Annotated in this window: 23 protein-coding genes and 1 tRNA gene; 5 read left to right on the forward strand and 19 right to left on the reverse strand. The window is 66.8% G+C overall.

The genetic code is table 11. The features are described from left to right. Window positions 1-163: 163 nt before the first annotated feature. Window positions 164-1,684, reverse strand: a complete 1,521-nt coding sequence (locus A6A04_RS09055) for a pentapeptide repeat-containing protein (RefSeq protein WP_068492086.1) — start codon at window positions 1,682-1,684, stop codon at window positions 164-166. Between the two features lie 141 nt (window positions 1,685-1,825). Here A6A04_RS09055 and A6A04_RS09060 point away from each other — a divergent pair, with 141 nt between their 5' ends. Continuing rightward, window positions 1,826-3,667 (forward strand): ABCB family ABC transporter ATP-binding protein/permease, encoded by a 1,842-nt coding sequence (locus A6A04_RS09060; RefSeq protein WP_068492163.1) that lies wholly within the window; start codon window positions 1,826-1,828, stop codon window positions 3,665-3,667. Window positions 3,668-3,683: 16 nt separating this feature from the next. Here the strand turns inward: A6A04_RS09060 and A6A04_RS09065 are convergent, their stop codons facing one another. The 6 genes from A6A04_RS09065 to A6A04_RS09090 form a co-directional block, all read right to left on the reverse strand. Beyond that, window positions 3,684-4,475, reverse strand: a complete 792-nt coding sequence (locus tag A6A04_RS09065) for an ABC transporter permease (RefSeq protein ID WP_068492089.1) — start codon at window positions 4,473-4,475, stop codon at window positions 3,684-3,686. Then, on the reverse strand, window positions 4,472-5,446 hold the full coding sequence (locus A6A04_RS09070; protein WP_068492091.1) for an ABC transporter ATP-binding protein: 975 nt from the start codon (window positions 5,444-5,446) through the stop codon (window positions 4,472-4,474). Before A6A04_RS09070 ends, A6A04_RS09065 begins: the two co-directional genes overlap by 4 nt. 95 nt (window positions 5,447-5,541) lie before the next feature. Next, window positions 5,542-5,835, reverse strand: a complete 294-nt coding sequence (locus tag A6A04_RS09075) for a CcdB family protein (protein WP_068492094.1) — start codon at window positions 5,833-5,835, stop codon at window positions 5,542-5,544. 3 nt (window positions 5,836-5,838) lie between these two features. Continuing rightward, window positions 5,839-6,096: a type II toxin-antitoxin system CcdA family antitoxin gene (locus A6A04_RS09080; RefSeq protein WP_068492095.1), complete on the reverse strand. Its 258-nt coding sequence runs from the start codon at window positions 6,094-6,096 to the stop codon at window positions 5,839-5,841. Window positions 6,097-6,145: 49 nt separating this feature from the next. Then, entirely contained in the window at window positions 6,146-7,549 is a 1,404-nt protein-coding gene (locus A6A04_RS09085) for a cobyrinate a,c-diamide synthase (RefSeq protein WP_068492098.1), read from the reverse strand. Further along, the gene (locus tag A6A04_RS09090) at window positions 7,546-8,547 is read right to left on the reverse strand and encodes a glycosyl transferase family protein (protein ID WP_068492100.1); all 1,002 of its coding nucleotides are present in this window, start codon (window positions 8,545-8,547) and stop codon (window positions 7,546-7,548) included. The genes A6A04_RS09085 and A6A04_RS09090 overlap by 4 nt, the downstream gene beginning before the upstream one ends. A gap of 92 nt (window positions 8,548-8,639) precedes the next feature. Here A6A04_RS09090 and A6A04_RS09095 point away from each other — a divergent pair, with 92 nt between their 5' ends. Continuing rightward, window positions 8,640-9,323 (forward strand): class I SAM-dependent methyltransferase, encoded by a 684-nt coding sequence (locus tag A6A04_RS09095; RefSeq protein ID WP_082914821.1) that lies wholly within the window; start codon window positions 8,640-8,642, stop codon window positions 9,321-9,323. Between the two features lie 52 nt (window positions 9,324-9,375). Here the strand turns inward: A6A04_RS09095 and A6A04_RS09100 are convergent, their stop codons facing one another. Both A6A04_RS09100 and A6A04_RS09105 read right to left on the reverse strand, forming a co-directional pair. After that, window positions 9,376-10,221, reverse strand: coding sequence for an OmpA family protein (locus A6A04_RS09100; RefSeq protein ID WP_245651141.1), 846 nt, complete (start codon window positions 10,219-10,221; stop codon window positions 9,376-9,378). A 28-nt stretch (window positions 10,222-10,249) separates the two neighbouring features. Further along, complete coding sequence (locus tag A6A04_RS09105; RefSeq protein WP_068492102.1) at window positions 10,250-12,277, reverse strand: AsmA family protein; 2,028 nt, start codon at window positions 12,275-12,277, stop codon at window positions 10,250-10,252. 281 nt (window positions 12,278-12,558) lie between these two features. Here A6A04_RS09105 and A6A04_RS09110 point away from each other — a divergent pair, with 281 nt between their 5' ends. Next, entirely contained in the window at window positions 12,559-13,833 is a 1,275-nt protein-coding gene (locus A6A04_RS09110) for a diguanylate cyclase domain-containing protein (RefSeq protein ID WP_068492103.1), read from the forward strand. Here the strand turns inward: A6A04_RS09110 and A6A04_RS09115 are convergent. The 9 genes from A6A04_RS09115 to A6A04_RS09155 all read right to left on the reverse strand — a co-directional run bounded on the left by A6A04_RS09115 (window position 13,815) and on the right by A6A04_RS09155 (window position 21,210). Then, the gene (locus A6A04_RS09115; RefSeq protein ID WP_068492105.1) at window positions 13,815-14,393 is read right to left on the reverse strand and encodes a GNAT family N-acetyltransferase; all 579 of its coding nucleotides are present in this window, start codon (window positions 14,391-14,393) and stop codon (window positions 13,815-13,817) included. The genes A6A04_RS09110 and A6A04_RS09115 overlap by 19 nt on opposite strands. Window positions 14,394-14,482: 89 nt before the next feature. Continuing rightward, a complete protein-coding gene (locus A6A04_RS09120; protein WP_068492107.1) occupies window positions 14,483-15,415 on the reverse strand; it encodes a ribose-phosphate pyrophosphokinase in 933 nt (310 codons plus the stop codon). A gap of 105 nt (window positions 15,416-15,520) precedes the next feature. Further along, window positions 15,521-16,429, reverse strand: coding sequence for a hypothetical protein (locus A6A04_RS09125; protein ID WP_245651142.1), 909 nt, complete (start codon window positions 16,427-16,429; stop codon window positions 15,521-15,523). 106 nt (window positions 16,430-16,535) lie between these two features. Next, window positions 16,536-17,303 (reverse strand): peptidoglycan editing factor PgeF, encoded by a 768-nt coding sequence (gene pgeF / locus A6A04_RS09130; RefSeq protein WP_068492109.1) that lies wholly within the window; start codon window positions 17,301-17,303, stop codon window positions 16,536-16,538. 2 nt (window positions 17,304-17,305) lie between these two features. Continuing rightward, window positions 17,306-18,379, reverse strand: coding sequence for a class I SAM-dependent methyltransferase (locus A6A04_RS09135; RefSeq protein WP_068492110.1), 1,074 nt, complete (start codon window positions 18,377-18,379; stop codon window positions 17,306-17,308). Beyond that, window positions 18,376-19,191: a prolipoprotein diacylglyceryl transferase gene (gene lgt, locus A6A04_RS09140; RefSeq protein WP_068492112.1), complete on the reverse strand. Its 816-nt coding sequence runs from the start codon at window positions 19,189-19,191 to the stop codon at window positions 18,376-18,378. The genes A6A04_RS09135 and lgt overlap by 4 nt, the downstream gene beginning before the upstream one ends. Next, on the reverse strand, window positions 19,191-20,177 hold the full coding sequence (gene rfaD, locus A6A04_RS09145; protein WP_068492119.1) for an ADP-glyceromanno-heptose 6-epimerase: 987 nt from the start codon (window positions 20,175-20,177) through the stop codon (window positions 19,191-19,193). The genes lgt and rfaD overlap by 1 nt, the downstream gene beginning before the upstream one ends. A gap of 193 nt (window positions 20,178-20,370) precedes the next feature. Then, window positions 20,371-20,982 carry a ribonuclease D gene (locus A6A04_RS09150; protein ID WP_068492122.1) on the reverse strand — a complete coding sequence of 204 codons (612 nt, stop codon included), beginning with the start codon at window positions 20,980-20,982 and terminating at the stop codon, window positions 20,371-20,373. Window positions 20,983-21,123: 141 nt separating this feature from the next. Then, a tRNA-Leu gene (locus A6A04_RS09155) sits at window positions 21,124-21,210 on the reverse strand. 208 nt (window positions 21,211-21,418) lie between these two features. Here A6A04_RS09155 and A6A04_RS09160 point away from each other — a divergent pair. Then, window positions 21,419-22,426, forward strand: coding sequence for a complex I NDUFA9 subunit family protein (locus A6A04_RS09160; RefSeq protein ID WP_068492124.1), 1,008 nt, complete (start codon window positions 21,419-21,421; stop codon window positions 22,424-22,426). A gap of 34 nt (window positions 22,427-22,460) precedes the next feature. Here the strand turns inward: A6A04_RS09160 and A6A04_RS09165 are convergent, their stop codons facing one another. Next, window positions 22,461-23,264 carry an undecaprenyl-diphosphate phosphatase gene (locus A6A04_RS09165; RefSeq protein WP_068492126.1) on the reverse strand — a complete coding sequence of 268 codons (804 nt, stop codon included), beginning with the start codon at window positions 23,262-23,264 and terminating at the stop codon, window positions 22,461-22,463. Window positions 23,265-23,510: 246 nt separating this feature from the next. Between A6A04_RS09165 and A6A04_RS09170 the strand changes: the two genes are divergently transcribed. Beyond that, window positions 23,511-24,923: an NAD(P)-dependent oxidoreductase gene (locus A6A04_RS09170; protein WP_068492129.1), complete on the forward strand. Its 1,413-nt coding sequence runs from the start codon at window positions 23,511-23,513 to the stop codon at window positions 24,921-24,923. Window positions 24,924-24,945: the final 22 nt, after the last annotated feature.

The following is a 24,945-nucleotide window of genomic DNA, read 5'->3' on the forward strand; positions in this document are numbered from 1 at the left end:
GGGGAGGCCGGGAGGGGGGAGGCCGGGAGGGGGGAGGCCGGGAGGGGGGCTCGCGTCCACCTGCACTTCCGTTCCCGTCAGCCCCCACCCCAACCCACCCCCGGCAAAGCCGAGGGAGGGGGCTGAAACGACGCAGGTTAATGGCTCAACGCTATAGAAAACGTCACTCCGGCTTGGCCGGACGCGACAGGCCGGGCGGCAGGCGGGTGGCCAGATCGCAGATGGTCTTTTCCACCTGCCCCTGGGTCAGCCCCTCGGCCTTGGACAGATCGGCCTCGCGCAGATCGGCGCCGATCAGCACGGCGCCCTTGAAATCGGCCCCGGCCATGCGGGCGCCGGTCAGGGTGGCGCCCGACAGGTCGGTGCCGCGCAGGACCGCCCCTTCCAGATTGGATAGCCGCAGCTTGGCATGGCGCAGCGCCGCCACCCCCAGATTGGCGCCACCCAGATCCGCCGCCTCCAGCTTGGCGTAACGGAAATCCGAGCCGTCGAGACGGGCATCGGACAGGCTGGCATCGGACAAGTCCACATCCTTGAAGGTGGCGTTGGGCAGCAGCGCCCCGGTCAGGTCGGCCCCCGCCAGATCCATGCCGGAAAAGGTGGCGCGCTTGCCCTCGGCGCCCTTGCTTTGCAGCCAGGTTCCGTGCTCGGCCACCACGGCTGTGAGGTCGAGGGCCGCCACGTCGCCACCCTTGCGGGCCTTGTGGCCGGACTGTTCCATGGCCTCCTGCCACTGTTGGCGGCGGCGCTCGGCGGCTCGGCGGCGGGCCTCCTCGTCGGGATCGGGCTTGCGCACCGCCAGATCGCCGTCGCCGAGCTTGCCGCCCGCCAGCTTGACCGGCGCAGGCGCCAGATCATCAAGGTCGAGCTTGCCCCCCGAGGGGCGCTTGGCCACGGCCGGGGCGTCGTCCATGTCGAACGACCCGCCCGAGGGACGACGCCCACTGGCTGGCCCGGCGCCGCCACCGCTATATCCGTCCCCCGGAGCAGTCGGCGCGGGACGTGGCGCGGGCGCGGCCGGAACAGGAGACGCGGGGCGTGGCGCGGGCGCCGCAGACGGGGCGGCAGGCGCACCCCGCGCCGCCAGCCGGGCGGCCAGGGCGGCAACCTCGGGGATGGCCTCCTTGGCGGGGGCCGGCGGCGGCGGAGCGAAGCCGGTGACCACGGGCGCGGGCTTGTCCTCGCCCGCCATCTCGGGAAGCGGATCGGGATCCTTGATGGCGTTCAGTTTGGGCTTGGCCACCACCGTGGCGGGCGCCGCCAGACGCTGGGGATTGGCCAGGGTATCGGCCACCCGGTGCGACAGTTCATGGCCGGAAATGGGCTTGGGCAGGGTGCCCTCGATGCCCAGGGCCTTGGCCCGGTCGATATCGTCCTTCTGGCTGGACGGCGCCACCACCAGCACCGGCACCGCTTCGAACGGATTGCCCGCCGGGCGGCGCAGAGCCTCCAGCACCGCCAGTCCCTTTTCCGGCGAGGCCGCCAGGTCCAACAGCACCAGATCGACGCCACGCCCCATCAGCCCGGCGGTCTCGGCCGGGTCGCTGAACGGCGTCACGTCGCGCACCATCAGTTTGCGGAAGGTCTGGCGGGCAAGAAAACGAAATTGATCATCCAGGCCGAACACCAATAGCCGGACATTCTTCCAATCGGTGGCGGTCTGTCCGCCGGTGGGATGACGCATGAACCCTCTGCCCTCAACTCCTCGCCATGGCGGCGCCACGGCAACCTTCCCCCCGCTCCACCATAGTCATCCCTTGCACCCAGGGCAATTGCCTGGCTGTGTCGGGTTGCAACACCGCGTGACGAGGCTCATGTTATGCGGATGAGACCCCGTACCCCCTCCACCTACGACAAGGCGCGCGGCCAAGGGCCGAACGCCGACTGGACCACCATCCGCTCACTGCTTCCCTATCTGTGGCCGCCGGGCGAATCCGGCCTGCGGAGTCGGGTGGTGATCGCCATGATCTGCCTGGTGGCGGCCAAGGCCATCGGCGTCGGCGTGCCGCTGATCTACAAACAGGCGGTGGACGCCCTGACCGCCCGGCCCGAGGCGGTTCTGGTGGTGCCGCTGGGGCTGCTGGTGGCCTATGGCGCGGCGCGCGTCCTGGCCGGGACCTTCGGCGAGCTGCGCGACATCGTCTTCGCCAAGGTGGCGCAGAAGGCCATCCGCACCGTGGGGCTGCGGGTCTTCCGTCATCTGCACCGCCTGGGCCTGCGCTTCCACCTGGACCGCCAGACCGGCGGGGTATCGCGCGCCATCGAGCGCGGCACCAAGGGCATCGAGTTCCTGTTGCAGTTCATGCTGTTCAACATCATCCCCACCCTGCTGGAGATCGCCCTGGTCACCGCCGTGCTGTGGGGGCTGTACGACATCAGCTTCGCCCTGATCACCGCGGCGACCATCGTCTGTTACGTCGCCTTCACCTTAGGCATCACCGAGTGGCGCACCAAGTATCGCCGCGCCATGAACGAGACCGATTCCGAGGCCTCGACCAAGGCCATCGACTCGCTGCTCAACTTCGAGACCGTCAAATACTTCTGCAACGAGGACCACGAGGCCGGGCGCTACGACAAGGCCCTGGCCCGCTACGAGGGCGCCGCCACCAAGAGCAAGGTGACGCTGTCCATGCTCAATATGGGCCAGGGCGCCATCATCGCCATCGGCCTGACCCTGGTGATGATCCAGGCGGCCCGGGGCGTCGCCGCCGGGTCCATGACGCTGGGCGACTTCGTGCTGGTCAATGCCTATCTGGTCCAGCTTTACATGCCGCTCAACTTCCTGGGCTTCGTCTATCGCGAGATCAAGCAGTCGCTGACCGACATGGAATCCATGTTCCGGCTGCTGCGCGAGAATGCCGAGATCGAGGATTCCGCCCATGCCGCGCCGCTGGTCTTGAGCGGCGGCGAGGTCCGTTTCGACGATGTCCGCTTCGGCTACGATCCCGAGCGGGAAATCCTGGGCGGAGTGTCCTTCACCGTGCCCGCCGGACGCACCGTCGCCATCGTCGGCCCGTCGGGAGCGGGCAAAAGCACCATTTCGCGGCTGCTGTTCCGTTTCTACGACGTCAATGGCGGCGCCGTGGTCATCGACGGCCAGGATATCCGCGACATCACCCAGGCCAGCTTGCGCTCGACCATCGGCATCGTTCCCCAGGACACGGTGCTGTTCAACGACACCATCTATTACAACATCGCCTATGGCCGCCCCGGCGCCTCGAAGGACGAGATCGAGCAGGCGGCGCAGTTGGCCCGCATCCACGACTTCGTCATCACCCTGCCCCAGGGCTACGATACCCGCGTCGGCGAGCGCGGCCTGAAGCTGTCGGGCGGCGAGAAGCAGCGCGTCGCCATCGCGCGCACCATCCTGAAGCGCCCTTCCATCCTGATCTTCGACGAGGCCACCAGCGCGCTGGACACCCATACCGAAAAGGAAATCCAGGTCTCCCTGCGCGAGGTCTCCCGGGACCGCACCACCCTGATCGTGGCGCATCGCCTATCCACCGTGGTGGATGCCGACGAAATCCTGGTGCTGGACCAGGGCCGCGTCGTCGAGCGCGGCCGCCACGACCAATTGCTGGCGGCCGATGGCGCCTATGCCGGGATGTGGCGCAAGCAGCAGGAAGCCGCCCAGTTGCAGGAACGGCTGGAGACGGAACTGGCGTAAGTGGCAGCATCGCCGCTCAGACGGCGGCCACGCCTTTTTCCCGCTTCTCCACCCGGATCATGGACAGGCCCAGGCAGGTGGCGGCCCAGGCGATGGTGACCGCCAGCGAGGTCAGGTATTGCGGGTCGGCCAACAGGGTGACGGGTCCGCCATAGAACGGCGCCCGGATGATGATCAGGGCATGGCTGACCGGATTGGCCAGCATCACCAGCTTCATGGCCGCCGGAACATTGCCCAGCGGGAACAAGGCGCCCGAGAGCATCCACAGCGGCATCAGGAACACCATCATCACCGCGTGGAAGGCCGAGGTCGACTTCATGCCCCAGGCCAGCAGGAATCCCAGGGCCGAGAAACCGATGCCGGTCAGCACGAAGCCCATCAGCAGCAGAACAAGGCTGCCGAGGCCCAGATGCAGCCCGAGGAACGGGGCGGCTATGGTGAAGATCAGGGTCTGGACCAGGGCGATGGAGGTGGAGCCCAGCACCTTGCCCAGCACAATCCCCAGCCGGGGAACCGGCGCCGCCAGCACGCCCTGAAGGAAGCCCGCATCCCTGTCCTCGATGATGGTGATGGACGAGAAGATGGAGGCGAACAGCATCATCATCAGCATGACGCCGGGATAGAAATATTCGAGATAGGTGACGTTTTCCATGCCCGCCGGGCGGAACGAGCCGCCGAAACCGGCGCCCAGGAACAGCCAGAACAGCAGCGGCTGGGCGACAGTGCCCACCACCCTCTGGGGCTGGCGGATGAAGCGGGTGAACTCACGCTTGGCCAGCGAGACGGTGACGCGGGTCATGGCGCTCATGATCCGGTCCTCCGCAGGTCCAGGGCCAGGGCATGGTCGGGGACGGCGCGGCTGGTGACATGGACGAAGACGTCGTCGAGACCGGGCTGCTTGATGGAAATGGACAGCACCTCGGGCCGGTAGCGGTCGAGGATTTTTTCCAGCAGCGGCAGGCTTTCGCCGTTCTCGGTCTCCTCCAGGCGGACCTCGTCGCCGATGCAGCGCACCGCCAGGCCCATCTCGGAGCGCAGCCGGGCGGCCAGACCCTCGGTGTCCTTGGCCTGGACCACCACCATCTCGGTACCGATCATGGCCTTGAGCGCGGCGGGGGTGTCATAGGCCAGCAGCACGCCCTCGCGCATGATCGCCACCCGGTCGACATCGTCGGCCTCGGCGAAGACATGGCTGGTCATCAGCACGGTCATGCCCCGGCTTTTCTGCAGCCGATGCAGGGCGTCGAGGAAATTGCGCCGCGACACCGGATCAAGGCCGGTGGTGGGCTCGTCCAGCAACAGCACCTTGGGATCGGTCATCAGCACCTTGGCCAGTTCCACCTGCCGCGCCAGTCCGCCCGACAGGGTCGCCACCTGCTGGTCCAGCCGGTCGGCCAGATCGGTCCAGCCCAGCGCCTCGTCGCGGCGGCGGGAAAACTCCGCCCCGCGCAACCCGTAGAGATCGGCGTGAATCCTCAGATTCTCCGCCACCGACAGATGCTTGTCCACCGCCGGGCTCTGGAACACCACCCCCAGGATGGTCCGCACCTTCGCCGCCTGGGTGAACAGGTCGAAGCCGCCGATATGCACCGTGCCGGAACTGGGCAGCGCCAGGCCGCACAGGATGCGGAACAAGGTGGACTTGCCGCTGCCATTGGGGCCGGACAGGATGGCGAACTCGCCGTCGCCCACCTGTAGAGACAGATCGGAGATGGCGGTGCGGGGCGCCGTCTTGCGGCTTCCCGGATAGACGTGGGTCAGATGGTCGATACGGATCATGGCGGGCACTCTTCCACAGCCCGACGGGTGGGTAAAGAGCTAGCGTCGGCGCAGCATATTAAAATTTCTCAAGACTGGGATGCGCCACCAACGTGTCAGACGCCATCGAACAGCATGTCGATGGCGGGCTTGATGACGAAGTGCTCATGGGCCAGCGATCCCCGCCGGTTCCGTAACTCCGACACGGGAACCGAGGCCATCATCTGGGGCATCAGCACATAACGGGCATCGCCGATGGTGAAGACGGGATTCAACCGCTCGGCGGGCCGGGGGGCGAAATCCACGGGAAGCAAGGGAACCACCATTCGGGTCGCGAACCCGTCCAGCAGGTCGGACTGCGCATCCAGGACCAAGGTGCCGCCCAGGGCGTAGAGATCGAATTGCGCCATGCCTCAGAACCGCCGATAGCGGGCCAGCGGCAGTCCGTTGCGCTCCACGTGCTCGTTGAACGAGGCGATGGCGTCGGCATTGTCGTGGCGCCACTGCTTCGCCCGCATTTCCCTGATCTGCATCTCCAGCCCCAGTTCGCAGGCGCGCGAGACATTGATCTTCAGTCGGCGCGCCAAGTCCAGCAGGCTGGAATTGAGCGTCAGGTTGGCGGCTTTCCTCGGAGCGTCGGGGTCGAATTGAAGATCGTCTTTCAAAGGCATCGGCATCTCCCGCACATGACAAGACGGTATGCGCACAAACATGCGCATGTCAACTCCGGCCGACTTGCCTCACCTTGCGCACGAAGGCGACGAAGCGCGGCGCCCAGGGATTGGCGCCGACGCTGCGCAGATGGGCGTAATTGGCCAGGGTATTGCCGACCATGATGCCGTCCTGCTTTTCGGCGATGCCGGCGCCGCGCACCACCCGATAGGCGAAGCGGGGCGAGCCCTCGATATTTTCCAGCCGGGAATGGTGGAACTCATGGGCGGGAATGATGCCGGGGCCATCCTCCAGCCGGGGCCAGGGGAAATCGGCGGTCTCGCGCAACCGGACATAGCCGCGCCCCTGGGGTGCCTTGTGCATCACCGCCTCGCCGGGGATCAGGCCCACCATCTCGCGCCGCTGGCCGTGCCAGACGATGGCGCGCGACAGGAACATCAACCCGCCGCATTCGGCATAGATGGGCAGACCGGCGCGGCCCCGGGCCAGGATATCGGCCCGCAACGAGGCATTGGCCTCCAGCGCCTCTCCTTGGGTCTCGGGAAAGCCGCCGCCGATGAACAGCCCGTCGAGATCGGGCGGCAGGCAGGGATCGCGCAGCGCATCGAACGCCACCAACTCGGCCCCAGCGCGGCGCAACGCCTCCATGTCGTCGGGATAATAGAAGCCGAAGGCGACGTCTTGGGCGATGCCGATACGCAGATCGGCTTTCGGTGACGCCGCGACGGTGTCGGCGAAGACCTCGACCGGAGCGGCGGTGGCGGCCAGGGCCAGCAGCGCGTCCAGGTCCACCTGGGACGCCACCGCCCCGGCCAGCCGGGCGATGGCGGCGGCGGCCTCCTCGGCTTCGTTGGCGGGAACGAGGCCCAGATGCCGCTCGAGAATCCGCATCTCGGGGCCGCGATGGACGGCGCCCAGCACCGGGATGCGGGTGTAGTGGGCCACCACGTCGCGCAGCTTCTTCTCGTGGCGGGGGCCGCTGACCTTGTTGAGGATGACACCGGCGATGCGAAGAGTGGGGTCGAAGGCCTGATAGCCGATCAGCAGCGGCGCGATGCCCCGGGTCATGCCCTCACAATCGACCACCAGAACAACCGGCGCGTCCAGCCACTGCGCCAGCATGGCCGAGGAATTGGCGCCTTCCAGGTCGACCCCGTCGAACAGGCCCTTGTTGCCCTCGATCAGGCTGAGATCGGCACCGCGCGAGTCCAGTTCGAACGCCTGACGGATGGCCTTGGGCGGCTGGGTGTGGAAATCCAGGTTGCGGCAGGGGCGGCCGGTTGCCGCCGACAGCCACAAAGGGTCGATATAGTCCGGCCCCTTCTTGAACGGCTGCACCGCGAGGCCACGCGCCGCCAGGGCGGCGGCGAGGCCCACCGTCACCGTGGTCTTGCCCGAGGACTTGTGCGCCGCCGAGATCAGCAGCCGGGGGGCCGGTCGGGTCTGGTTCACACCGCCCCCGGCACCTTTGAGCGGTCGCGCTCGCGCCACAGCACCAGGGCCATGCCCTCGGCCTCGTCGATGGAGGCGGCGCGGCCCATGGCGCGCAGCGCGATGGCGGCGGTGCCGGAAATCACCGCCACGGCGGCCTCATCCTCGGCCTCGCCCCGCCACAGCGCCTTGAGCCGGGACAGGTCCAGGCTGTCCAGATGGGGCCGGGTGCCGGAAATCAGGGCGGGCCAGTCCTCGGACAAGGGCTGGCCATCCACCAGGGACAGCACCTCGCATTCCTTTTCCGGGCGGCGTTCCACCTCGCCGCCCTCGCCCTTGAATACCGCCATGCGGGCCTCGCCCAGCAGGCGCGAGGCCTCCTGGTGCACCGGGCCATAGGCAGGATGGGAGACGCTGGACAAAGCGCAGGCGGCGCGGAAGGGATTGACCAGCCGCGCCACGGTATGAACCGGCGAGCGCAGGCCCAGCAGGTGACGCAGTTCCATGATGGCGTGCAGTTGGGGCGACAGGTGTTCCAGGGTCATATAGGCGAAATTGCCGCTCTCCAGCCGCCGGGCGGCGTCGGCGGCACTGGTGGATACCGGCACGCCCAGGGCGGCCAGCGCCTCGGAGGTCCAGACCCGCCCGGCGGTATGGCCTTCCGATCCGTGCATGAACACCCGGATGCCGTGGCCCGCCAGCAGCAGCGCCGACAGCACGTAAAGGGGAAGCTGGCGGGTCTTGCCCGCATAGGACGACCAGTCGAGATCGATCTGGGGGGCGCCGGGCGGCGGGGCGACGAATTCGCGGATGGCGGCGGCGAGGCCCGCCGCCTCCTCCGGGGTTTCGGTCTTGACCCGCAGCAGGCAGAGGAAGGCGCCCAGTTGCACCGGCTCCACCTCGCCCTTCATGACCATGCGAAAGCCGTCCCTGGCCTCCTCGAAACTCAGCGGCCGCGACAGGCGCGGTCCCTTGCCGAGGACACGGACGAATGGGGCGAAGGGATGTTCGTGGCTCACGGGGCAACCTCTGTCTTGAACCGATCAACTTGGCCCATGATAGTCGAAGAACACCCATGCTTGGAAACATGCTTATTTCAGGAAACCATCATATGACGCTGGACATCCGAAGCGCCTTCGATGCCGCCGCCCAGAGCTATGACGCGGAACGCCGCTCGCTGATCCCTTGCTTCGACGAATTTTATGGCGCGGCAGTGGATCTGGTGGCGGAGATGGCACCGCCCAAGCCGCGCATTCTCGATCTCGGCGCCGGAACCGGCCTGCTGTCGGCCCTGGTGGCCCAGGCGCGGCCTGACGCCGAATTCGTGCTGTCCGACCTGTCCGAGGCCATGCTGGAGCAGGCCAGACGCCGCTTCGCCGGAACCACCGTCACGGCCTCGTTCAGGGTGATGGACCATCTTTCCCTGGCCGACGAGGCCGCATTCGATGTGGTGATGTCGGCGCTGTCCATCCATCACCTGGAGGACCCGGACAAGCGCGCGCTTTACGCCGCCTGCGCCCGGGCACTGAAGCCCGGCGGGCTGTTCCTTAACGCCGATCAGGTGGCGGGCGACACCGCCACCATGGAGGACCGCTACTGGCGCCACTGGTTCGATGCGGTCAAGGCCTCGGGCCTGGCCCAGGACCGCATCGAGGCGGCCATTCATCGCCAAAGCTTCGACCGCCGGGCACCCTTGGCGCCGCAACTGGACTGGCTGCGCCAGGCGGGCCTGGCCGAGGTGGAATGCCGCACCAAGAATGTCAGCTTCGCGGTGCTATGCGGCATCCGCGAATGAAAAAGGCCCGCCTCGTTACCGAGGCGGGCCCTGATCACTCACCGGATCGGGATCACTTCTCGAAGTAGATCTCGACGCGACGGTTCTTGGCTTCCTTCACATTGTCCTTGGTCGGCACGGCCAGCTTGGTCTTGCCGAAATACTTCTGGTCGACCTTGGAGGCCACGCCCAGCTTGCCCAGGGCGGCACTGACGGCATTGGCCCGATTGGCCGACAGCTTGTCGTTATAGGCGCTCTTGCCCACCGCGTCGGTGTGGCCCGAGACATAGATGCTGGTCGGCTTGATCTCGCCAGTGGCGGCGGCCACGTCCTTCAGGACCTTCTGGGCGTCCTTGGTCAGGGTCGCCTTGTTGAAGTCGAAATAGACGATGAAGGTCTTGACGATCTTCGGGGCGGCCGGAGCGACGGCCTTGACCTGCAGTTCGGGCTCGAGCTTCAGGAAAGCGGCACGGCAATCGGAAGTGGTGTCGCCTTCATTCTCTTCCTCGACCCAGCAGTCGAACTTGGCCTGGGCCTTGGCGGCGGCGGCGGGAACGCGCTCGCGCGCGCCATTGCCGTAATAGCCGATCAGACGGGCGCGGGCATCGCTCAGTTCCTTGACGCGAGCGGCGGGAACATTCCAAGCCGAGATTTCTTCCGGAGCGACCACCTCGCCGGTGGCGGCGCGCAGGCCCTTGCGGGCGAAGATCGCGGCGTCATCCCATTCGAACTCTTCCTTGGCCTCGTAGGTGGCATAGGCCTTGTACTCGGCGAAGAGAGCCTTGGTGAAGGCGCTGCCCGCGGTCGGCGCGGGGGCGGCCATGATCTCGTTGACCTCGGACACTTCCCACGGGGTGGCGCAGGCACCGGCCAGAGCGGTCATACCCAGGATCACAGCCAAACGAAATTGCTTCATCATTCTTGTCTCCAGTTTCTCGATTTAAGGGTTATCTGCCAAAAAGCTTGAGCGGATTGAGCGGCGCGGCGCCGGAATCACCCGGCTTGGCCGTGCCCGATGGCTTGCCGACGACGCCGCCGACCAGACCACCAACGGCATTGCCGATATTCTGGACGTTCTGCTTGAGCAGCGCTTCCAGGTCGGGGCGATAGCTGAGATTGTCCCACGGTCCCGTCACCAGCACCGGCACCACCAGCCCGGCGGCATTGCCGCCGCCCTGGCCTTCCAGCGAGGCCACGACCTTGGGGTCGATGCGGTAATTGACGCTGCGCTGGGGCAGATCCACCGTGCCCTTGCCCTCGACCCGCAACAGGGGCGACTTCAGCGCCAGATCGTTGTTGGTCAGGATGCCCTTGGCGATGGTGAAGGTGCCCCCCAGTTCGGCGAAGTCGGTCTTCTCGTTCGAGGCAGAGCCGCCGGTGAAGGCGGTGGCGACATTGCGCACCATGGCGGCCAGATTGATGCCCTTGATGGCGCCGTTCAGGAAGGCGAGCGCCCCCCTGCCGTCCAGGGAGGAGATGATCTGGCGCTGGCTCTTGCCCCGTCCGGCGACGGTGATGTCGAAATTACCGGTGCCCGACAGACGATCCATATCGGCGGCATCGGTCAGGAAGGGCTCGGCCTGCAGGCCCTTCAACTGGAAGCTGGCGTCGAGCCCGACCCCGGGCTGGCTGCCATCCAGCGCCACCCGGCCCTTGCCGCTGCCCTGGTAGAGCGCCAGTTCGGTCAGATCGGCGGCGAGGCGGCCGTCATGCAAGGCGATCTTCAGGGCGCTCTTGCCCACCTTGATCTTCTTGACCAGGATGCCACCGCAAGTGAGGTTGAAATCCACCTCCGCCGCCTTCAGGCCCGAAGCGTCGATGGGGTCGTCGCTCCAGCCGCCCTTGGCCGCCGCCTGCTGGCTTCCGGCGCCCGCCTTGCCCTCGCCCGCCGCCTTGCCGCCAGACTGGGCGGCGCCCTCGGGCGGCAGATAGGGGTTGAGGTCCAGCATTTCCACGTCCAGGCGACCCTTGATCACCGGCTTGGGCCCGCCGATGCCGACGCTGACCTCGCCCTTGCTCTTGATGGCGTCGATGCCGATGGCGGCCTGGCTGAAGTTGATCTGGCTGGGCGATGCCGCCAGCTTGCCGGTAATGGCCAGCGGCCCCAGGCCATTGCCCGCCATGGTGATGGGCGATCCCGCCCAGGCGGCGAGAGCGCGGATGGACGGCACCGCGAGGTCGAGGTCTCCGGTCAGGCCGGGGGTTGCGCCGCCCTTGGCGCTGCCCTTGAAGCCCAGCTTCACCGGCTCGGAGGCGATGGACAGGCTGGTGGCCGAGGCTTCGCCCGCCATCACCGCCTTCAGGCTGGCGACCTCGGCATTGATCTCGACCTTCTTGGCGTTCCACACCAGGCTGCCCTTGGCGGTGAAGGGCGAATCCAGGCTTTTCAGCGCCAATTGCAGATTGATCTCGGACACCTCCTGCTTGGTGCCGGTCTTGCCGTCGATCTGGGTCAGACGGGCATTGCTGATGCGAACATCGCCCAGGCGAATGTCGGACAAGCCACCGCCGGAAGCCACCGCCTGGGACGGAGCGGCAGGCTTGCCCTCGGCCTTGGCCTCGGGCTTGGCGCCAGCGGCGGCGGGCGGGGCGTCGAACACCCAGTTGCCCTTGCCCTGTCGATCGGTTTCCAGGGTAATGACGGGGTCCACCAGGACAAAACTGTCCACCTCGACCTTGCCGCCCAGCAACGGCATCAGCTTGAGGCGCACATCGACGGCGCCGAGGCGAACCAGATCCTTCGAGGAATAGCCGGGGGGATTGGACAGCGCCACATTGCCGACCTGGACCGACAGCGACGGAAACACCGACACCGCGACCTTGCCCTGGATCGACAGATCGCGACCGGTGGCGGACTTGACGCCCGCGACGACCTCGTCCTTGATCCGGTCGGCCGGTACCAGCATGGGCAACACGACCAAGGCGCCGATGATCAGGACAATCACCGCCCCCAGGACAATTAGACCCTTTTTCATCTCGTCATCCCCTCATGACTAGCCGAAAGGGATAACAGCCTATACCTCCGCGGCCCATTGGTCCAGACACCGCCTTTACAATGTCACCATTTGCCTCACTTCACCTGCTGTTGCCGTGGTCCTGCAGCCATGACGCTCAATTCGGACCGATTGCGGATAAAGCTCCACTTCTGATATAGGTACTACCAAGGCACACCGGGCGACGGAGGGATGAGGCCGCAGCCCGGAAGATTGCCAAGAGGGGGGTAATCCATGACTCTCGCCCACGCGGAGCCGGGGACATGACCGAACTGGACCTGAGCGGTCTGGCCGGTGTTCTGGAAGACAGTCCCATCGGCGTCTCCATCTCGCGCCGTCGGGATGGCGTCATCGTGTTCGCCAACCATACCTTCACCGAATTGCTTGGAGTCCCGCGCCAGACCCTGCTGGGATCCAGGGCCCGCGACTATTACGTGGACGACGACCAACGCGCCGCCGTGATCAAGCATCTGCGCCGCCACGGCAGCGTCGATCATGCCGAGGTCCAGTTCCGCCGGGCCGATGGCACCCCGTTCTGGACCCTGCTGACCATCCGCGAGAACACCTATGCGGGCGAGCCGGTCAATCTGGCCTGGGTCTATGACATCACCGAACGCAAGAGTTCGGAGGAAAAGCTGCAACTGGCGGCCAAGGTGGTGGAAACCGCCAATGAAGGCATCATGATCACCGGCCCCGACGGGGTGATCGAGGCGGTCAACACCGCCTTCACCCGCATCACCGGCTTCAGCCTGGACGAGGCGGTGGGCCAGAAGCCCAACATCCTGAAATCGGGTCGGCACGACCAGGATTTCTACCGCGACATGTGGCGTTCGATCCTGGAAACCGGGCAATGGCAGGGGGAAGTCTGGAACCGTCGCCGGACCGGCGAGGTCTTCATCGAATGGCTGTCCATCGCCACCGTGCGCGACGCCTCGGGCAGCGTGTCCCATATGCTGGGCGTGTTCTCGGACATCACCGCGCGCAAGGAGGATGAGGAAAAGGTCTGGCGTCAGGCCAATTTCGACGTGCTCACCGGTCTGCCCAACCGTTCGCTGTTCCTTGACCGCCTGGGGCAGGCGGTCAAGGCGGCGCGCCGCGACAAGACCCGCTTCGCCCTGCTATTCGTCGATCTGGACGGCTTCAAGGCCGTCAACGACACCTTCGGCCATGCCGTGGGCGACCTGTTGCTGCAGGCCGCCGCCACCCGCCTGTTGCTCTCGGTGCGCTCGTCGGACACGGTGGCGCGATTGTCGGGGGACGAATTCGTGGTGATCCTGCACGATGTGGAAAGCCGTGACGAAGTGGGCCTGGTGGCGGGCAAGGCGGTGGGGCGGCTGGCTGAACCCTACGACCTGGACGGCCATGCCGTCTCGGTCCAGGCCAGCATCGGCGTCGCCCTTTATCCCGATGACGCCGAGGACGCCGCCATGCTGATCCGCCTCGCCGACCGGGCCATGTACACGGTCAAGGGATCGGGCAAGAACAACTTCGCCTTCCACCAGATGCCGGAACGGCTGGTCTATCCCTTGGATTCCTGATCCCGGGTCAGCAGCCCGCCGGTCAGCGCGTCGCCATAGGCCTCGACCATTTCCGCCCAGTCATGGAACATGGCGAACAGACCGGCCTGCGCCTCCTGGGTCACGGTGATGGGATCGGGCGGAGGCAGGTCGAGAAAGGCCTCGGCCTCGCCCGCGTCGCAATGCAGCTCCATGCCGCTGCGCCGGGCCAGCGCCACCATGGAGCGGTTATCGGACAGACAGAGGGTGTAAAGCTTCTCGGCCCGCCGATTCCGGGCGAAGGCCACCGCCTGGGTCAGCAGATCCCGTCCGACGCCCCCGGCGCGATGATCGGCATCGACGCTGATGCCGATCTCGGCCACCGAGCCGTTGATGGCCACATGGACCGCGCCCACCACCCGGTCGTGCTCGACCACGCCCAGGATCAGGTCGTCGTCCCCGATTCCCGCCACATAGGCGTCGATGGAGGAATCATTGACGCCTCCACCGGCGAAGCGCATGCGCCGGTCATGCTCGGGCAATCGTTTCAGATGGTCGCTGTAGAGCCCACGTTCATGGGCATGAAGCTTACGGATCAGCATGGCGCACCTCGCGGTTTGCCCCCCTGCCTATAGAGATAAGGCGGTTATGCTGCACCGCAACATAAATTATGACCGATGGCGGAAATCCGTCAGTCGAACAGGCTGGAAACCGAGCGTTCCTCGCTGATGCGCTGGATGGACTCGGCCATCAGCGGCGCGATGGTGACCTGGCGGATGTTGTGAGCCAGCTTGACCGCCTCGGTAGCCGGGATCGAATCGGTGATCACCAGTTCCTCCAGCGGCGAGGCGGTGACGCGGGCCACCGCGCCGCCCGACAGCACGCCATGGGTGACGAAAGCCGCCACCGACACCGCGCCGGCCTTCATCAAGGCCTCGGCGGCGTTACAGAGGGTGCCAGCCGAATCAACGATGTCGTCGACCATGATGCAGCGTCGGCCGCGCACGTCGCCGATGATGTTCATCACCTCGGAGACGCCTGCCTTCTCGCGGCGCTTGTCGATGATGGCCAGATCGGCGTCAATGCGCCGGGCGATGGCGCGGGCGCGCACCACGCCGCCCACATCGGGCGACACCACCATGACGTCGTCGCCCTGGTATCGGGCGCGGATGTCGTTGGTGAACACCGGAGCGGCGTAGAGATTGTCCAGCGGAATGTCGAAGAAGCCCTGGATCTGACCGGAATGCAGGTCCAGGGTGACCACGCGGTCGGCCCCGGCGGTGGTGATCAGATTGGCCACCAGCTTGGCGGAAATGGGCGAGCGCGGGCTGGACTTGCGGTCCTGGCGGGCATAGCCGAAATAGGGGATCACCGCCGTGATGCGCCGGGCCGAGCCGCGCCTGAGCGCGTCCAGGGTCACCAGCAGTTCCATCAGGTTGTCATTGGCGGGATAGCAGGTGGACTGGATGACAAAGACGTCCTCGCCGCGGACGTTCTCGTGGATTTCGACGAAGACCTCCATGTCCGAGAAGCGGCGGATGACCGCATTGGTGATGGACATGGTCAGGTATTCAGCGATCGCTTCCGCGAGAGGCCGATTGCTGTTACAGGCGAGGATTTTCATGATTTTACCACCGGGTTCGCGCGCGCTTATGCGCTCCGTGAAATCGGCACCCGTATACCAGCCGGATACCGCGTCTGTAAACTGCCTTGCCCGGCAAAAAAACATTCACTTGCGCAAGGCGGCCCGAATGATCGCGACCACGCCTTCGGTTCCCCCCGCCGCGATATCGGTGGCCAGCCCCCCCCAAGGGCCGGACAGCCGCCCCTTGGGCACGGCGCCCTGTTGGGTGGCGGTGCCCAGTTCCCTGCCGTCGCGGTCCAGCACGGTCCAGGCCAGGTCCAGCACCTCGTCGCCCGACGCCGCCGCCGACAGGGTCGCCTGGCCGCGCAAGCGGAAATCGGCCGCGCCGGGCTCGGCGGTGCCGATGCCGTTGCCGTCCAGCAGACGGCGCATGGCCGCCGCCAGGGAAACGCCACCATCGCCGGGCAGCCCCGCCAGGGGCAGTAGCGCCACGGTCGGGCGCGCCGTCGAGGCGGTTTGGCCGGGCGCGGGCGCCATCTCTCCCATCAAGGTGGGAGAAAGCTTTTCCACCACTTCGGCGGCGATCAATTCCACGGTCTTGGGCGTGGCGCGGGCCCAGGTGGCGGCGGGAACCCTTTGCTCCACCACGACCGGATCGCCACCATCCGGCCGGACCAGTACCCAGCGGAAGCGGGCATGGGTGGCGTCGGGCTCGATCCCGGCGCCAATCACCCAGGCGCCGGGCACCACCGGACGGATGGAGGCGGGAATTTCCGCCTCCAGCAGGCGGCGCACCACCGCTTCGGCCACCCGGCGGGCGGGCGCGCTGTCATCGGCCGGACGCACCACCACGCCGCGCGCCGCCAGCGGCACCACGGCGGTGTTCAGTCCCTCGTGACGGAAAGGCTGCGGAATCTCGCCGCAGGCCGCCAGCAGCAGCGGAAGGAGGAGCGAGACGATACGTAACCCTCGCCCGCTGGCGGGAGAGGGTGGCGAGCAAAGCGAGCCGGGTGAGGGCCGGGGCGACAGCAATACTAGAAGGACTCGGTGCATCCGGAGACGTCTACTCATTCGTTAAATGTCGGAAAGAGCCCTCACCCTCCCCACCGCTACGCGGCGGTCCCCTCCCTCTCCCGCAAGCGGGCGAGGGAGAAACCCCTCATCGATCCAGGACGATGGCCGAAAGCTGGCGCCCATAATCGGGCTCGCCCCTCAGGCAAGCGCGGCGATAGCTGAAGAAGCGGGTCTCGTCGCGGCAGGTATCGGCGGGCACCCGCGTCACCTCGTGCACGCCCAGGCGCGACAGCTTGCGCGAGATATAGCCCGGCAGGTCGAACAGGGCATGGCCGGAGCGCGGCGCCGGGGCGAAGAAATCCACATTGGCGCCGTCCTCGGCCAGGAAGGGCGCCGGGAATTCCGGCCCCACCTCGTAGGAGCGGTGGCCGATGCACGGTCCCATGGCGGCAACGATATTGGCGGTCTTGGCCCCCAGCCCGACCATGGCCTTGACCGTATTGTCCAGCACGCCGCCCAGCGCGCCCTTCCACCCGGCATGGGCGGCGGCCACGATGCCCGCCTTGCCGTCGGCCAGCAGCACCGGGGCGCAGTCGGCGGTCAGGATGCCCAGCGCCAGACCCGGCCGGTCGGTGACCAGGGCATCGGCGGTGGGCTGCTGCCCGGCGGCCCAGGGCTCGCGCACCACCACCACATCGGCGGTGTGGGCCTGATACAGGGTGAGCAGCGCCTCGGCCGGCAGATCCATCATGGCCATGGCGCGACGACGATTCTCGGCCACCGCCGCCGGAGCATCCTTGGAACCAGGGCCACAGTTGAGCGAGGCATAGACGCCCTCTGACACGCCGCCCTCGCGGGTGAAGAAACCGTGGCGGACCCGGGTGAAGTCATTCAGCGCGGACAGGGTGATCATGATCAGGGTTCCAGGCCGGGGGGAACGGGCAGAAATGGACCGGCCAGGGCCAGCACCTGGAACAGGGTGCCCATTTCGGCGGGATCGATCAAGCGCCGTGCGCGACCGGCCAAATCGGCAGCCTGGGCCGGATTCGCGCCCTGCGTCAACATGGAAAGGCGCTCCTCAATCCCCAGGCGGAGCAGCCAACGCCCCTGGGACACCGGCCCGTGGACCTTGGCGCCAACGGACCCGGCCGCCTCGGCCAGGGCCTGGAAGTCCACATGGGCGGTCAGGTCCACCTGCCCCGGATCGGCCAGGGCGGAGTGATAGCGATGCCCCTTGACCGCTTGCAGCGTGTCAGCGGTACCGCTGGTGGCAGAGCCGTAATCAATGATCAAGGCCGCCCCCCCCTGCCCCAGCAGCCGACGCCCCATGGCGGCGGCCAGATCGCGCCCGGCATCATTGATCTCGGCGATGGAACCATCGGGCGCTGCCAGCACCGAAGGCGCCAGGGCGGGCGCCTCGACCGCCTCGCCCAGGGTGAAGGTGAAGCCCCCGGCTGTGTCCAGTCCCACCATCCGCTCGAACCAGCGCCCGCCCCGCTTTTCCAACTGGCGGATGGGCAGGGCGTCGAACAGTTCGTTGGCCACCAGCAGCAGTGGCCCCTCGGGCAGTTGTTCGAAACGCTCGGCCCATTGGACCTTTTCCCGTTCCAGGGTCTGGGCCTGCCGGTTGCGCAGGGCGGGGCTGGTCTCCACCAGCCAGGGCTCCAGCGCCGCGAAGAAGGGCGGCAAGGTGCGGGCGGCACGCAGCAGATCGGCCATCAATGTGCCGCGTCCCGGCCCGATCTCGGCCAGCACCACCCGGGAGGGCATGCCCATGCTCTGCCAGACCACGGCGCACCACAGCCCGATCAACTCGCCGAAGATCTGGCAGATTTCCGGCGCGGTGGTGAAATCACCACCGCTACCGAAAGGATCGCGATGCATGTAATAGCCGAACTCGGGATGGCCCAGCGCCTCGGCCATGAACTCCGACACCGGGATCGGCCCCCGCTCCCGGATACGCCCGGCCAGCAGATCCGACAGGCTCATCCGGCCGACCGGGGCTGGTGCGTCCTCCATGCCCAGGCCAGCAGGGCCAGACCCACCAGGACCTGGGGCATGGACAGCAGTTGGCCCATGGTGGCGCCGCCCCACAGGAAGCCCAGATGGGCGTCGGGCTGGCGGAAGAACTCGCAGATGATCCGCGCGATGCCGTATCCGGCCAGGAACACCCCGGACAGGGCGCCGAAGCGATGGCGGATGGAGGTGAAGCGCCACAACAGCATCATGACAATGAACAGGACGGCGCCTTCCAACCCGGCCTCATAGAGCTGGCTGGGGTGGCGGGGCAGCGGGCCGCCATGGGGGAACACCATGGCCAGGGCGGCGTCGGGGGCGATGCGGCCAAACAGCTCGCCATTGATGAAATTGGCGATGCGGCCGAAGAACAGGCCGATGGGCACCACGCAGCAGATGACGTCGCCCACCTGGAACAGGTTGCGGCCCCGCAGCTTGGAAAAGGCGATGATGGCGGCGATGACGCCCAGGGCGCCGCCGTGGAACGACATGCCGCCCTGCCAGATCATGGGGATTTCCAGCGGATTGGCCAGGTAGTACATGGGCTTGTAGAAGATGACATAGCCCAGCCGCCCGCCCAGCACCACGCCCAGTGTGGCCCAGACCAGGAAGTCGTCCACCTGTTCCTGGCTCATGGCCTCGGGCGGGCGCGACACCAGGAACTTGACGATGCGCCAGCCCAGCATCAGGCCGGTGATATAGGCCAGGGCGTACCAGCGGATGCCGAACGGCCCGAGCTGGATGGCGATGGGATCGATTTGGGGAAAGGCGAGGGCGAGGGTCATCAGCGGTACGGATCGGCGGCGGCGAGGAACTGCTTCACATAGGTCTCCACCCCTTCCTCCAGGGTGGTGAAGGGCTTGGAATAGCCCGCCTGGCGCAGCCGGTCCATCCTGGCCTGGGTGAAGTACTGGTACTTGTCGCGAATCTCGATGGGGGTGTCGCGGAACTTGATCTGCGGCTCGCGCCCCACCGCCTGATACACCGCCGAGGCGAGGTCAAGGAAGGACCGCGCCTGACCGGTGCCGACATTGTAGACGCCGCTGACATTGGGATGGTCCAGCAGCCACATCACCACATCGACCACGTCGCCGACCCAGATGAAGTCGCGCAACTGCCCGCCATCGGGGTATTTGGGATTGTGCGACTTGAAGAGCTGATAGGCGGCGCCCTCGACGGCATGGGGATGAACCTGGGCCACCACGCTTTGCTGGCCGCCCTTGTGGTACTCGTTGGGGCCATAGACGTTGAAGAATTTCAGCCCGGCCCATTGCGGCGGCTTGCGCGCCCCCGACAACACCTTGCGCGATACCCGGCGGTCGAACAGATGCTTGGACCAGCCATAGGCGTTGAGCGGGTGCAGCCGGGCCAGATGGTCGGCCGACCAGTCGTCGTCGAAGCCCTGGGCGCCGTCGCCATAGGTGGCCGCCGACGAGGCATAGATGAAGCGCACATTGTGCAGCGCGCACCATTTCCACAGCGCCAGCGACAGCGAGAAATTGTTGGCCAGGATCTTGTCGGCGTCGGTCTCGGTGGTGGCCGAGATGGCGCCCATATGGATGATGACCTCCATGCGCTTGGCATTGGCGTCCAGGAACTCGAAAATCTGTTCGGGATGGACGATGTCGGCCAGTTCGCGCTTGGCGATGTTGCGCCACTTGCTGCCGGAGCGCAGGCGGTCGCACGCCACCAGCTTGCCCGCGCCGCGCTCTTCCAAGGCGGCCAGGATGTTGGACCCGATGAAGCCGGCGCCGCCGGTGACGAGGATCATCGCATGCTCCGCAAAAAGAAAACCGCCACGGTTATAGGCCGGGACGCGCGGCCCGGCAAGCGAAGGGAGGTGACAATACGGAGCGCGGGCGCCCTCGCTGCGAGGAGCGGAGCGACTGGGCCGTTGAGGCCCCGCGCTCGTGCGCGCGAAAGCCCCGCGAATGGAGTGAGCGCCCGGCGACTGAGGGACAATCTCAGTGCGAGAAGATGTCTTCCTCGGGCCAGCCCGCCAGATCCAGCTCGGCGCGGTCGGGCAGGAAGCGGAAGCAGGCCTCGGCCAGCTCGCGGCGGCCTTCGCGGTCCAGCAGGATCTCGAAGCGGGCCTTCAACTGGTGCAGATACAGCACGTCCGAGGCGGCATAGGCCAGTTGGTCCTCGGTCAGGCTGGGTGCCCCCCAGTCGGAGCTCTGCTGCACCTTGGACAGGTCGATGCCGAGGAATTCCTTCACCAGGGTCTTCAGGCTGTGGCTCTCGGTATTGGTGCGGGTCAGCCGCGAGGCGATCTTGGTGCAGAAGACGGGATCGATGCGCACGCCGAAATGATGGCGCAGCTTGGCCACGTCGAAGCGGGCGAAATGGAACAGCTTGACCACCTTGGGGTCGGCCAGCATGCGCACCAGATTGGGCGAATTCCATTCCGGCTTGGGATAGTGCACCACATGGGCATCGCCGTCCCCGGCCGACAGTTGGACGACGCAGAGGCGGTCGCGATGGAGATTGAGACCCATGGTCTCGGAATCGATGGCCACCACCGGACCGAGGTCCAGACCGGCGGGAAGATCGTTGAGATGATAATGGACGGTCACGATCTTCTCCTGAATCCAAGCCCCGGCGGGCCGATACCCTTGCCACGGATGGTTTTCTAGCGGGTTCCGGCACGCCTTGCCAAGCCTATAAGCCGCCCGGCGAAAAAGAAAAGCCCCCGCTGATCGGCGGGGGCTTTGCTTTGGTGCCCAGGAGAAGACTCGAACTTCCACGACATCGCTGCCACACGGACCTGAACCGTGCGCGTCTACCAATTCCGCCACCTGGGCAGGTAGCTCACGAACGGCCTCGCCGTCCGAGGCGCGAAGAAATATGCGAGGCGGCCGGTGCTGTCAACGGTCTTTTCTCACCCTTTTTCTTTTTTGCCGATGCGGCCCCCCGCCGCTGCGGTCTTTACACCCTTCGGAATTATGGGATAGCTTCCCACCCGAATGTGGGGGACGGTCGCGCCCGTCCCATTGACGAGGAGGGTTGGCGATGGCTCGGCGTCTGGTCACGGTGTTCGGTGCTTCGGGATTCATCGGCAGGACGCTGGTGCGTCGTCTCGCCCAGCAGGGCTGGGTGGTGCGCGCCGCGGTGCGCGACCCCATCGCCGCCGAGTTCTTGAAGCCCATGGGCGATGTGGGTCAGGTGACCCCGCTGCGGGCCGATATCAGCGATGCCAAGGCGGTCGCCGCCGCCGTCAGCGGTGCCGACGCGGTGGTCAATCTGGTGGGCGTGCTTTACGAGAGTGGGCGGCGGACCTTCGACGCCGTCCATGTCAAGGGTGCCGCCACCGTCGCCGCCGCCGCCAAAGCCGCCGGGGTGCCCAGCCTGATCCATATGTCGGCCCTGGGCGCCGACAAGAATTCCGAATCCACCTATGCCCGGAGCAAGGCGGCGGGCGAGGAAGCGGTGCTGGCCGCCTTCCCCGGCGCCACCATCTTCCGCCCGTCGGTGGTGTTCGGCCCCGATGACGACTTCTTCAACCGCTTCGGCAAGATGGCCATGGTGTCGCCGGTGCTGCCGGTCTTCACCGCCGACGGCTTCAAGCCGGTCTGCACCGAAGAGGGCTGCTCCATCGACCTGTTCGGCTCGGGCGGCCCCATTTTCCAGCCGGTCTATGTGGGCGACGTGGCCTGCGCCATGATCAATGTGCTGAACGATGCCCGTCTGGCGGGCAAGGTCTACGAATTGGGCGGGCCTCGCCGCTACAGCATGAAGGAAGTGATGGAACTGGTGGTCTCGACCACCGGCCGCCCCGCCCGTCTGGTGCCGGTGCCTTTCGGTCTCGGCATGTTCCAGGCCACCTTCCTGCAACTGCTGCCCAAGCCGCTGCTGACCAAGGATCAGGTCAGGCTGATGAAGGTGGATAACGTGGCGCGCGGCGGCAAGCCGGGTCTGGCCGAACTGGGCATCACCCCCACCGCCGCCGAAACCATCCTGCCGACCTATATGAAGCGCTACGGCAAGGCCCGCCCGGCCGGAGCCGACGAGGCCGCCTAGGGTCTCTGGGGGCCGCCTTAACGGGCGGCCTCCCCTACCACCCGTTCCAGAGAATCAGGGCCAGGGCGACGGCACCAAGGACGATTCGCGCCAGCGCGAAGGGCGCGAAGCTGCGCCGATTGACCCAGGCCATCATCGCCGCCACCGCCACCAGGGCGGAGCCGCCCGCCGCCGCCGCCGCCAGGGCCAGATCACTGGACAGCACCAGATCGGCCCGTTGCGCCAGCCCCCAGAAGGTGCGCCCGGCATGGCCGATGATCAGCGGCATGGCCAACAGAAGAGAGAAACGGGCCGCCGACTGGCGCTCCCAGCCCAGCAGCCGGGCCAGGGTGATGGTGATGCCGGTGCGCGACACTCCCGGCACCAGGGCCAGGACCTGCATGGCGCCCAGCACCAGCGAGCCGACGAAGGTCATGTGCTCGATGCGGCGGACGGTCACGCCCAGCCGGTCCGCCACCAGCAGAAAGATCCCCCCGGCCAGCACCAGCCCCGCCGCCAATGCCGGGCTGACCAGACCGGCCACCCGATCCAGCAGGAACCATCCCGCCGCCGCCGCCGGGATGGTGCCGAGCGCGAGATGAAGAAGCAGACGCGACCCGGCATCGGGCTTGCCCTTGCCCAGCCGCCACAAGCCCGCGCCCATGGCGCCGACATCGCGCCAGAAATACAGCATCAAGGCCACCAGGATGCCCAGATGGGCGGCGACGGACAGGGCGGCGCGCCCCTCGATACTCCCCGCCAGACGGGGAAGCGCGGCCAGCAGGCCCGATGCCCCCAGCGGCAAAGCCTCCCCCAACCCCTGAATCAGGGCCACCAACAGGACGTCGAGCAAGGTCAAGGCGTTCCCCCCGCATATGCCGCGCCCCGTTTATATCACCGAGCGTTCACCAACAGGAAGGCCCCCTTAATAGTCCCAATTCGGACCTATTGCACCCAAAATACCCTTACGGATTCCCTGACATTCGACAGCGCCAGTGGCTTCATTGTTTTTTACGGCAGCATTGATGACATAAATTGGCGATTCACGTTGAAATGGCTGGTGGATTGACGTAAATTCCCCGCGTTTCGGCCAGAGGATTCCGCCATGACCCGCAAGATGCTGCAGTTCACCCACATCCATCAGCGCCAGCCCGACAAGCGCGGCGCGGCCGAGCGGCGCGGCGATTTCGGCGAGATCAGCAAATCCTTCGCGCCGCCCCAGGCGGGCGAGCAGTCGTCGCGCTGCGAGCAATGCGGCATTCCCTTCTGCTCCCTCCATTGCCCCCTGGGCAACAACATCCCCGACTGGCTGATGCTGGTGGCGCAGGGACGGATGGAGGAGGCTTATGCGGTATCGTCCGCCACCAACACCTTCCCCGAGATCTGCGGCCGCATCTGTCCCCAGGACCGGCTGTGCGAGGGCTCTTGCGTGCTGGAGCAGTCCACCCACGGCAATGTCACCATCGGCGCGGTGGAAAAGCACATCACCGAGCACGCCTTCGCCGAGGGCTGGGTCAAGCCGCTGCTGCCCGGCGCCGATCTCGGCCGCTCGGTGGGCATCATCGGCGGCGGCCCCGCCGGACTGGCGGCGGCGGACAGCCTGCGCCGCAAGGGGTACGCCGTCACCGTCTATGACCGCCACGACCGCATGGGCGGGCTGCTGATCTATGGCATTCCCGGCTTCAAGCTGGAGAAGGAGGTGGTGGAACGCCGCGTCCGCCTACTGGCCGAGGCTGGCGTGACCTTCGTCACCGGCTGCGAGATCGGCACGACCATCAGCTTCGCCGAACTGCGGGGCAAGCATGACGCGGTGCTGATCGCCACTGGCGTCTACAAGGCCAAGCCGCTGGGCATTCCTGGCGCCGACCGCCCCCATGTCCACGCCGCCCTGGACTATCTCATCACCCAGAACCGCCGGGGCCTGGGCGACAGCGCCGTGGCGCCGGAGCTGGACGCCAAGGGCAAGTCGGTGGTGGTGATCGGCGGCGGCGACACCGCCATGGACTGCGTCCGCACCGCCATCCGCCAGGGCGCCAAGTCGGTGAAGTGCCTCTATCGCCGCGACCGCGCCAATATGCCGGGCTCCAAGCGCGAGGTCGCCCATGCCGAGGAGGAAGGCGTCGACTTCGTCTGGATGGCGGCGCCCGATTCCGTCACCGCCGAGGGCGTCAAGGCCAATCGCATGCATCTGGGCATGCCCGACGCCTCGGGCCGCCAGAGCCCGGTGGTGATCGAGGGGTCCAGCTTCACCCTGCCCGCCGACATGGTGATCGCGGCGCTGGGCTTCGACCCCGAGGACGTGCCCGCCCTGTTCGGCGCCCCCGACCTCAAGGTCAGCAAATGGGGCACCGTCGAGGTCAACGACGCGCTGATGACCAGCCTGGACGGCGTCTTCGCCGCGGGCGACATCCAGCGCGGCGCCTCGCTGGTGGTCTGGGCCATCAAGGACGGCCGCGACGCCGCCGACGCCATCCACCGCTATGTCAGCGCCAAGACCGCACGGCAGGCCGCCGAGTAGACGGGCACCAATATTCAATCGT

Source organism: Paramagnetospirillum marisnigri (genome assembly GCF_001650715.1).
Lineage (GTDB): Bacteria > Pseudomonadota > Alphaproteobacteria > Rhodospirillales > Magnetospirillaceae > Phaeospirillum > Phaeospirillum marisnigri.

Coding starts and splice junctions, on each gene's coding strand:
- A6A04_RS09135 (WP_068492110.1), bottom strand. CDS start 18,379: ATGAGCCTGTCGGATCTGCTGGCCGGGCGTATCCGGGAGCGGGGGCCG.
- A6A04_RS09060 (WP_068492163.1), top strand. CDS start 1,826: ATGAGACCCCGTACCCCCTCCACCTACGACAAGGCGCGCGGCCAAGGG.
- A6A04_RS09065 (WP_068492089.1), bottom strand. CDS start 4,475: ATGAGCGCCATGACCCGCGTCACCGTCTCGCTGGCCAAGCGTGAGTTC.
- A6A04_RS09070 (WP_068492091.1), bottom strand. CDS start 5,446: ATGATCCGTATCGACCATCTGACCCACGTCTATCCGGGAAGCCGCAAG.
- rfaD (WP_068492119.1), bottom strand. CDS start 20,177: ATGATCCTCGTCACCGGCGGCGCCGGCTTCATCGGGTCCAACATCCTG.
- A6A04_RS09110 (WP_068492103.1), top strand. CDS start 12,559: ATGACCGAACTGGACCTGAGCGGTCTGGCCGGTGTTCTGGAAGACAGT.
- A6A04_RS09100 (WP_245651141.1), bottom strand. CDS start 10,221: ATGATGAAGCAATTTCGTTTGGCTGTGATCCTGGGTATGACCGCTCTG.
- A6A04_RS09075 (WP_068492094.1), bottom strand. CDS start 5,835: ATGGCGCAATTCGATCTCTACGCCCTGGGCGGCACCTTGGTCCTGGAT.
- A6A04_RS09125 (WP_245651142.1), bottom strand. CDS start 16,429: ATGCACCGAGTCCTTCTAGTATTGCTGTCGCCCCGGCCCTCACCCGGC.
- A6A04_RS09095 (WP_082914821.1), top strand. CDS start 8,640: ATGACGCTGGACATCCGAAGCGCCTTCGATGCCGCCGCCCAGAGCTAT.
- A6A04_RS09160 (WP_068492124.1), top strand. CDS start 21,419: ATGGCTCGGCGTCTGGTCACGGTGTTCGGTGCTTCGGGATTCATCGGC.
- A6A04_RS09120 (WP_068492107.1), bottom strand. CDS start 15,415: ATGAAAATCCTCGCCTGTAACAGCAATCGGCCTCTCGCGGAAGCGATC.
- A6A04_RS09105 (WP_068492102.1), bottom strand. CDS start 12,277: ATGAAAAAGGGTCTAATTGTCCTGGGGGCGGTGATTGTCCTGATCATC.
- A6A04_RS09080 (WP_068492095.1), bottom strand. CDS start 6,096: ATGCCTTTGAAAGACGATCTTCAATTCGACCCCGACGCTCCGAGGAAA.
- A6A04_RS09170 (WP_068492129.1), top strand. CDS start 23,511: ATGACCCGCAAGATGCTGCAGTTCACCCACATCCATCAGCGCCAGCCC.
- lgt (WP_068492112.1), bottom strand. CDS start 19,191: ATGACCCTCGCCCTCGCCTTTCCCCAAATCGATCCCATCGCCATCCAG.
- pgeF (WP_068492109.1), bottom strand. CDS start 17,303: ATGATCACCCTGTCCGCGCTGAATGACTTCACCCGGGTCCGCCACGGT.
- A6A04_RS09115 (WP_068492105.1), bottom strand. CDS start 14,393: ATGCTGATCCGTAAGCTTCATGCCCATGAACGTGGGCTCTACAGCGAC.
- A6A04_RS09055 (WP_068492086.1), bottom strand. CDS start 1,684: ATGCGTCATCCCACCGGCGGACAGACCGCCACCGATTGGAAGAATGTC.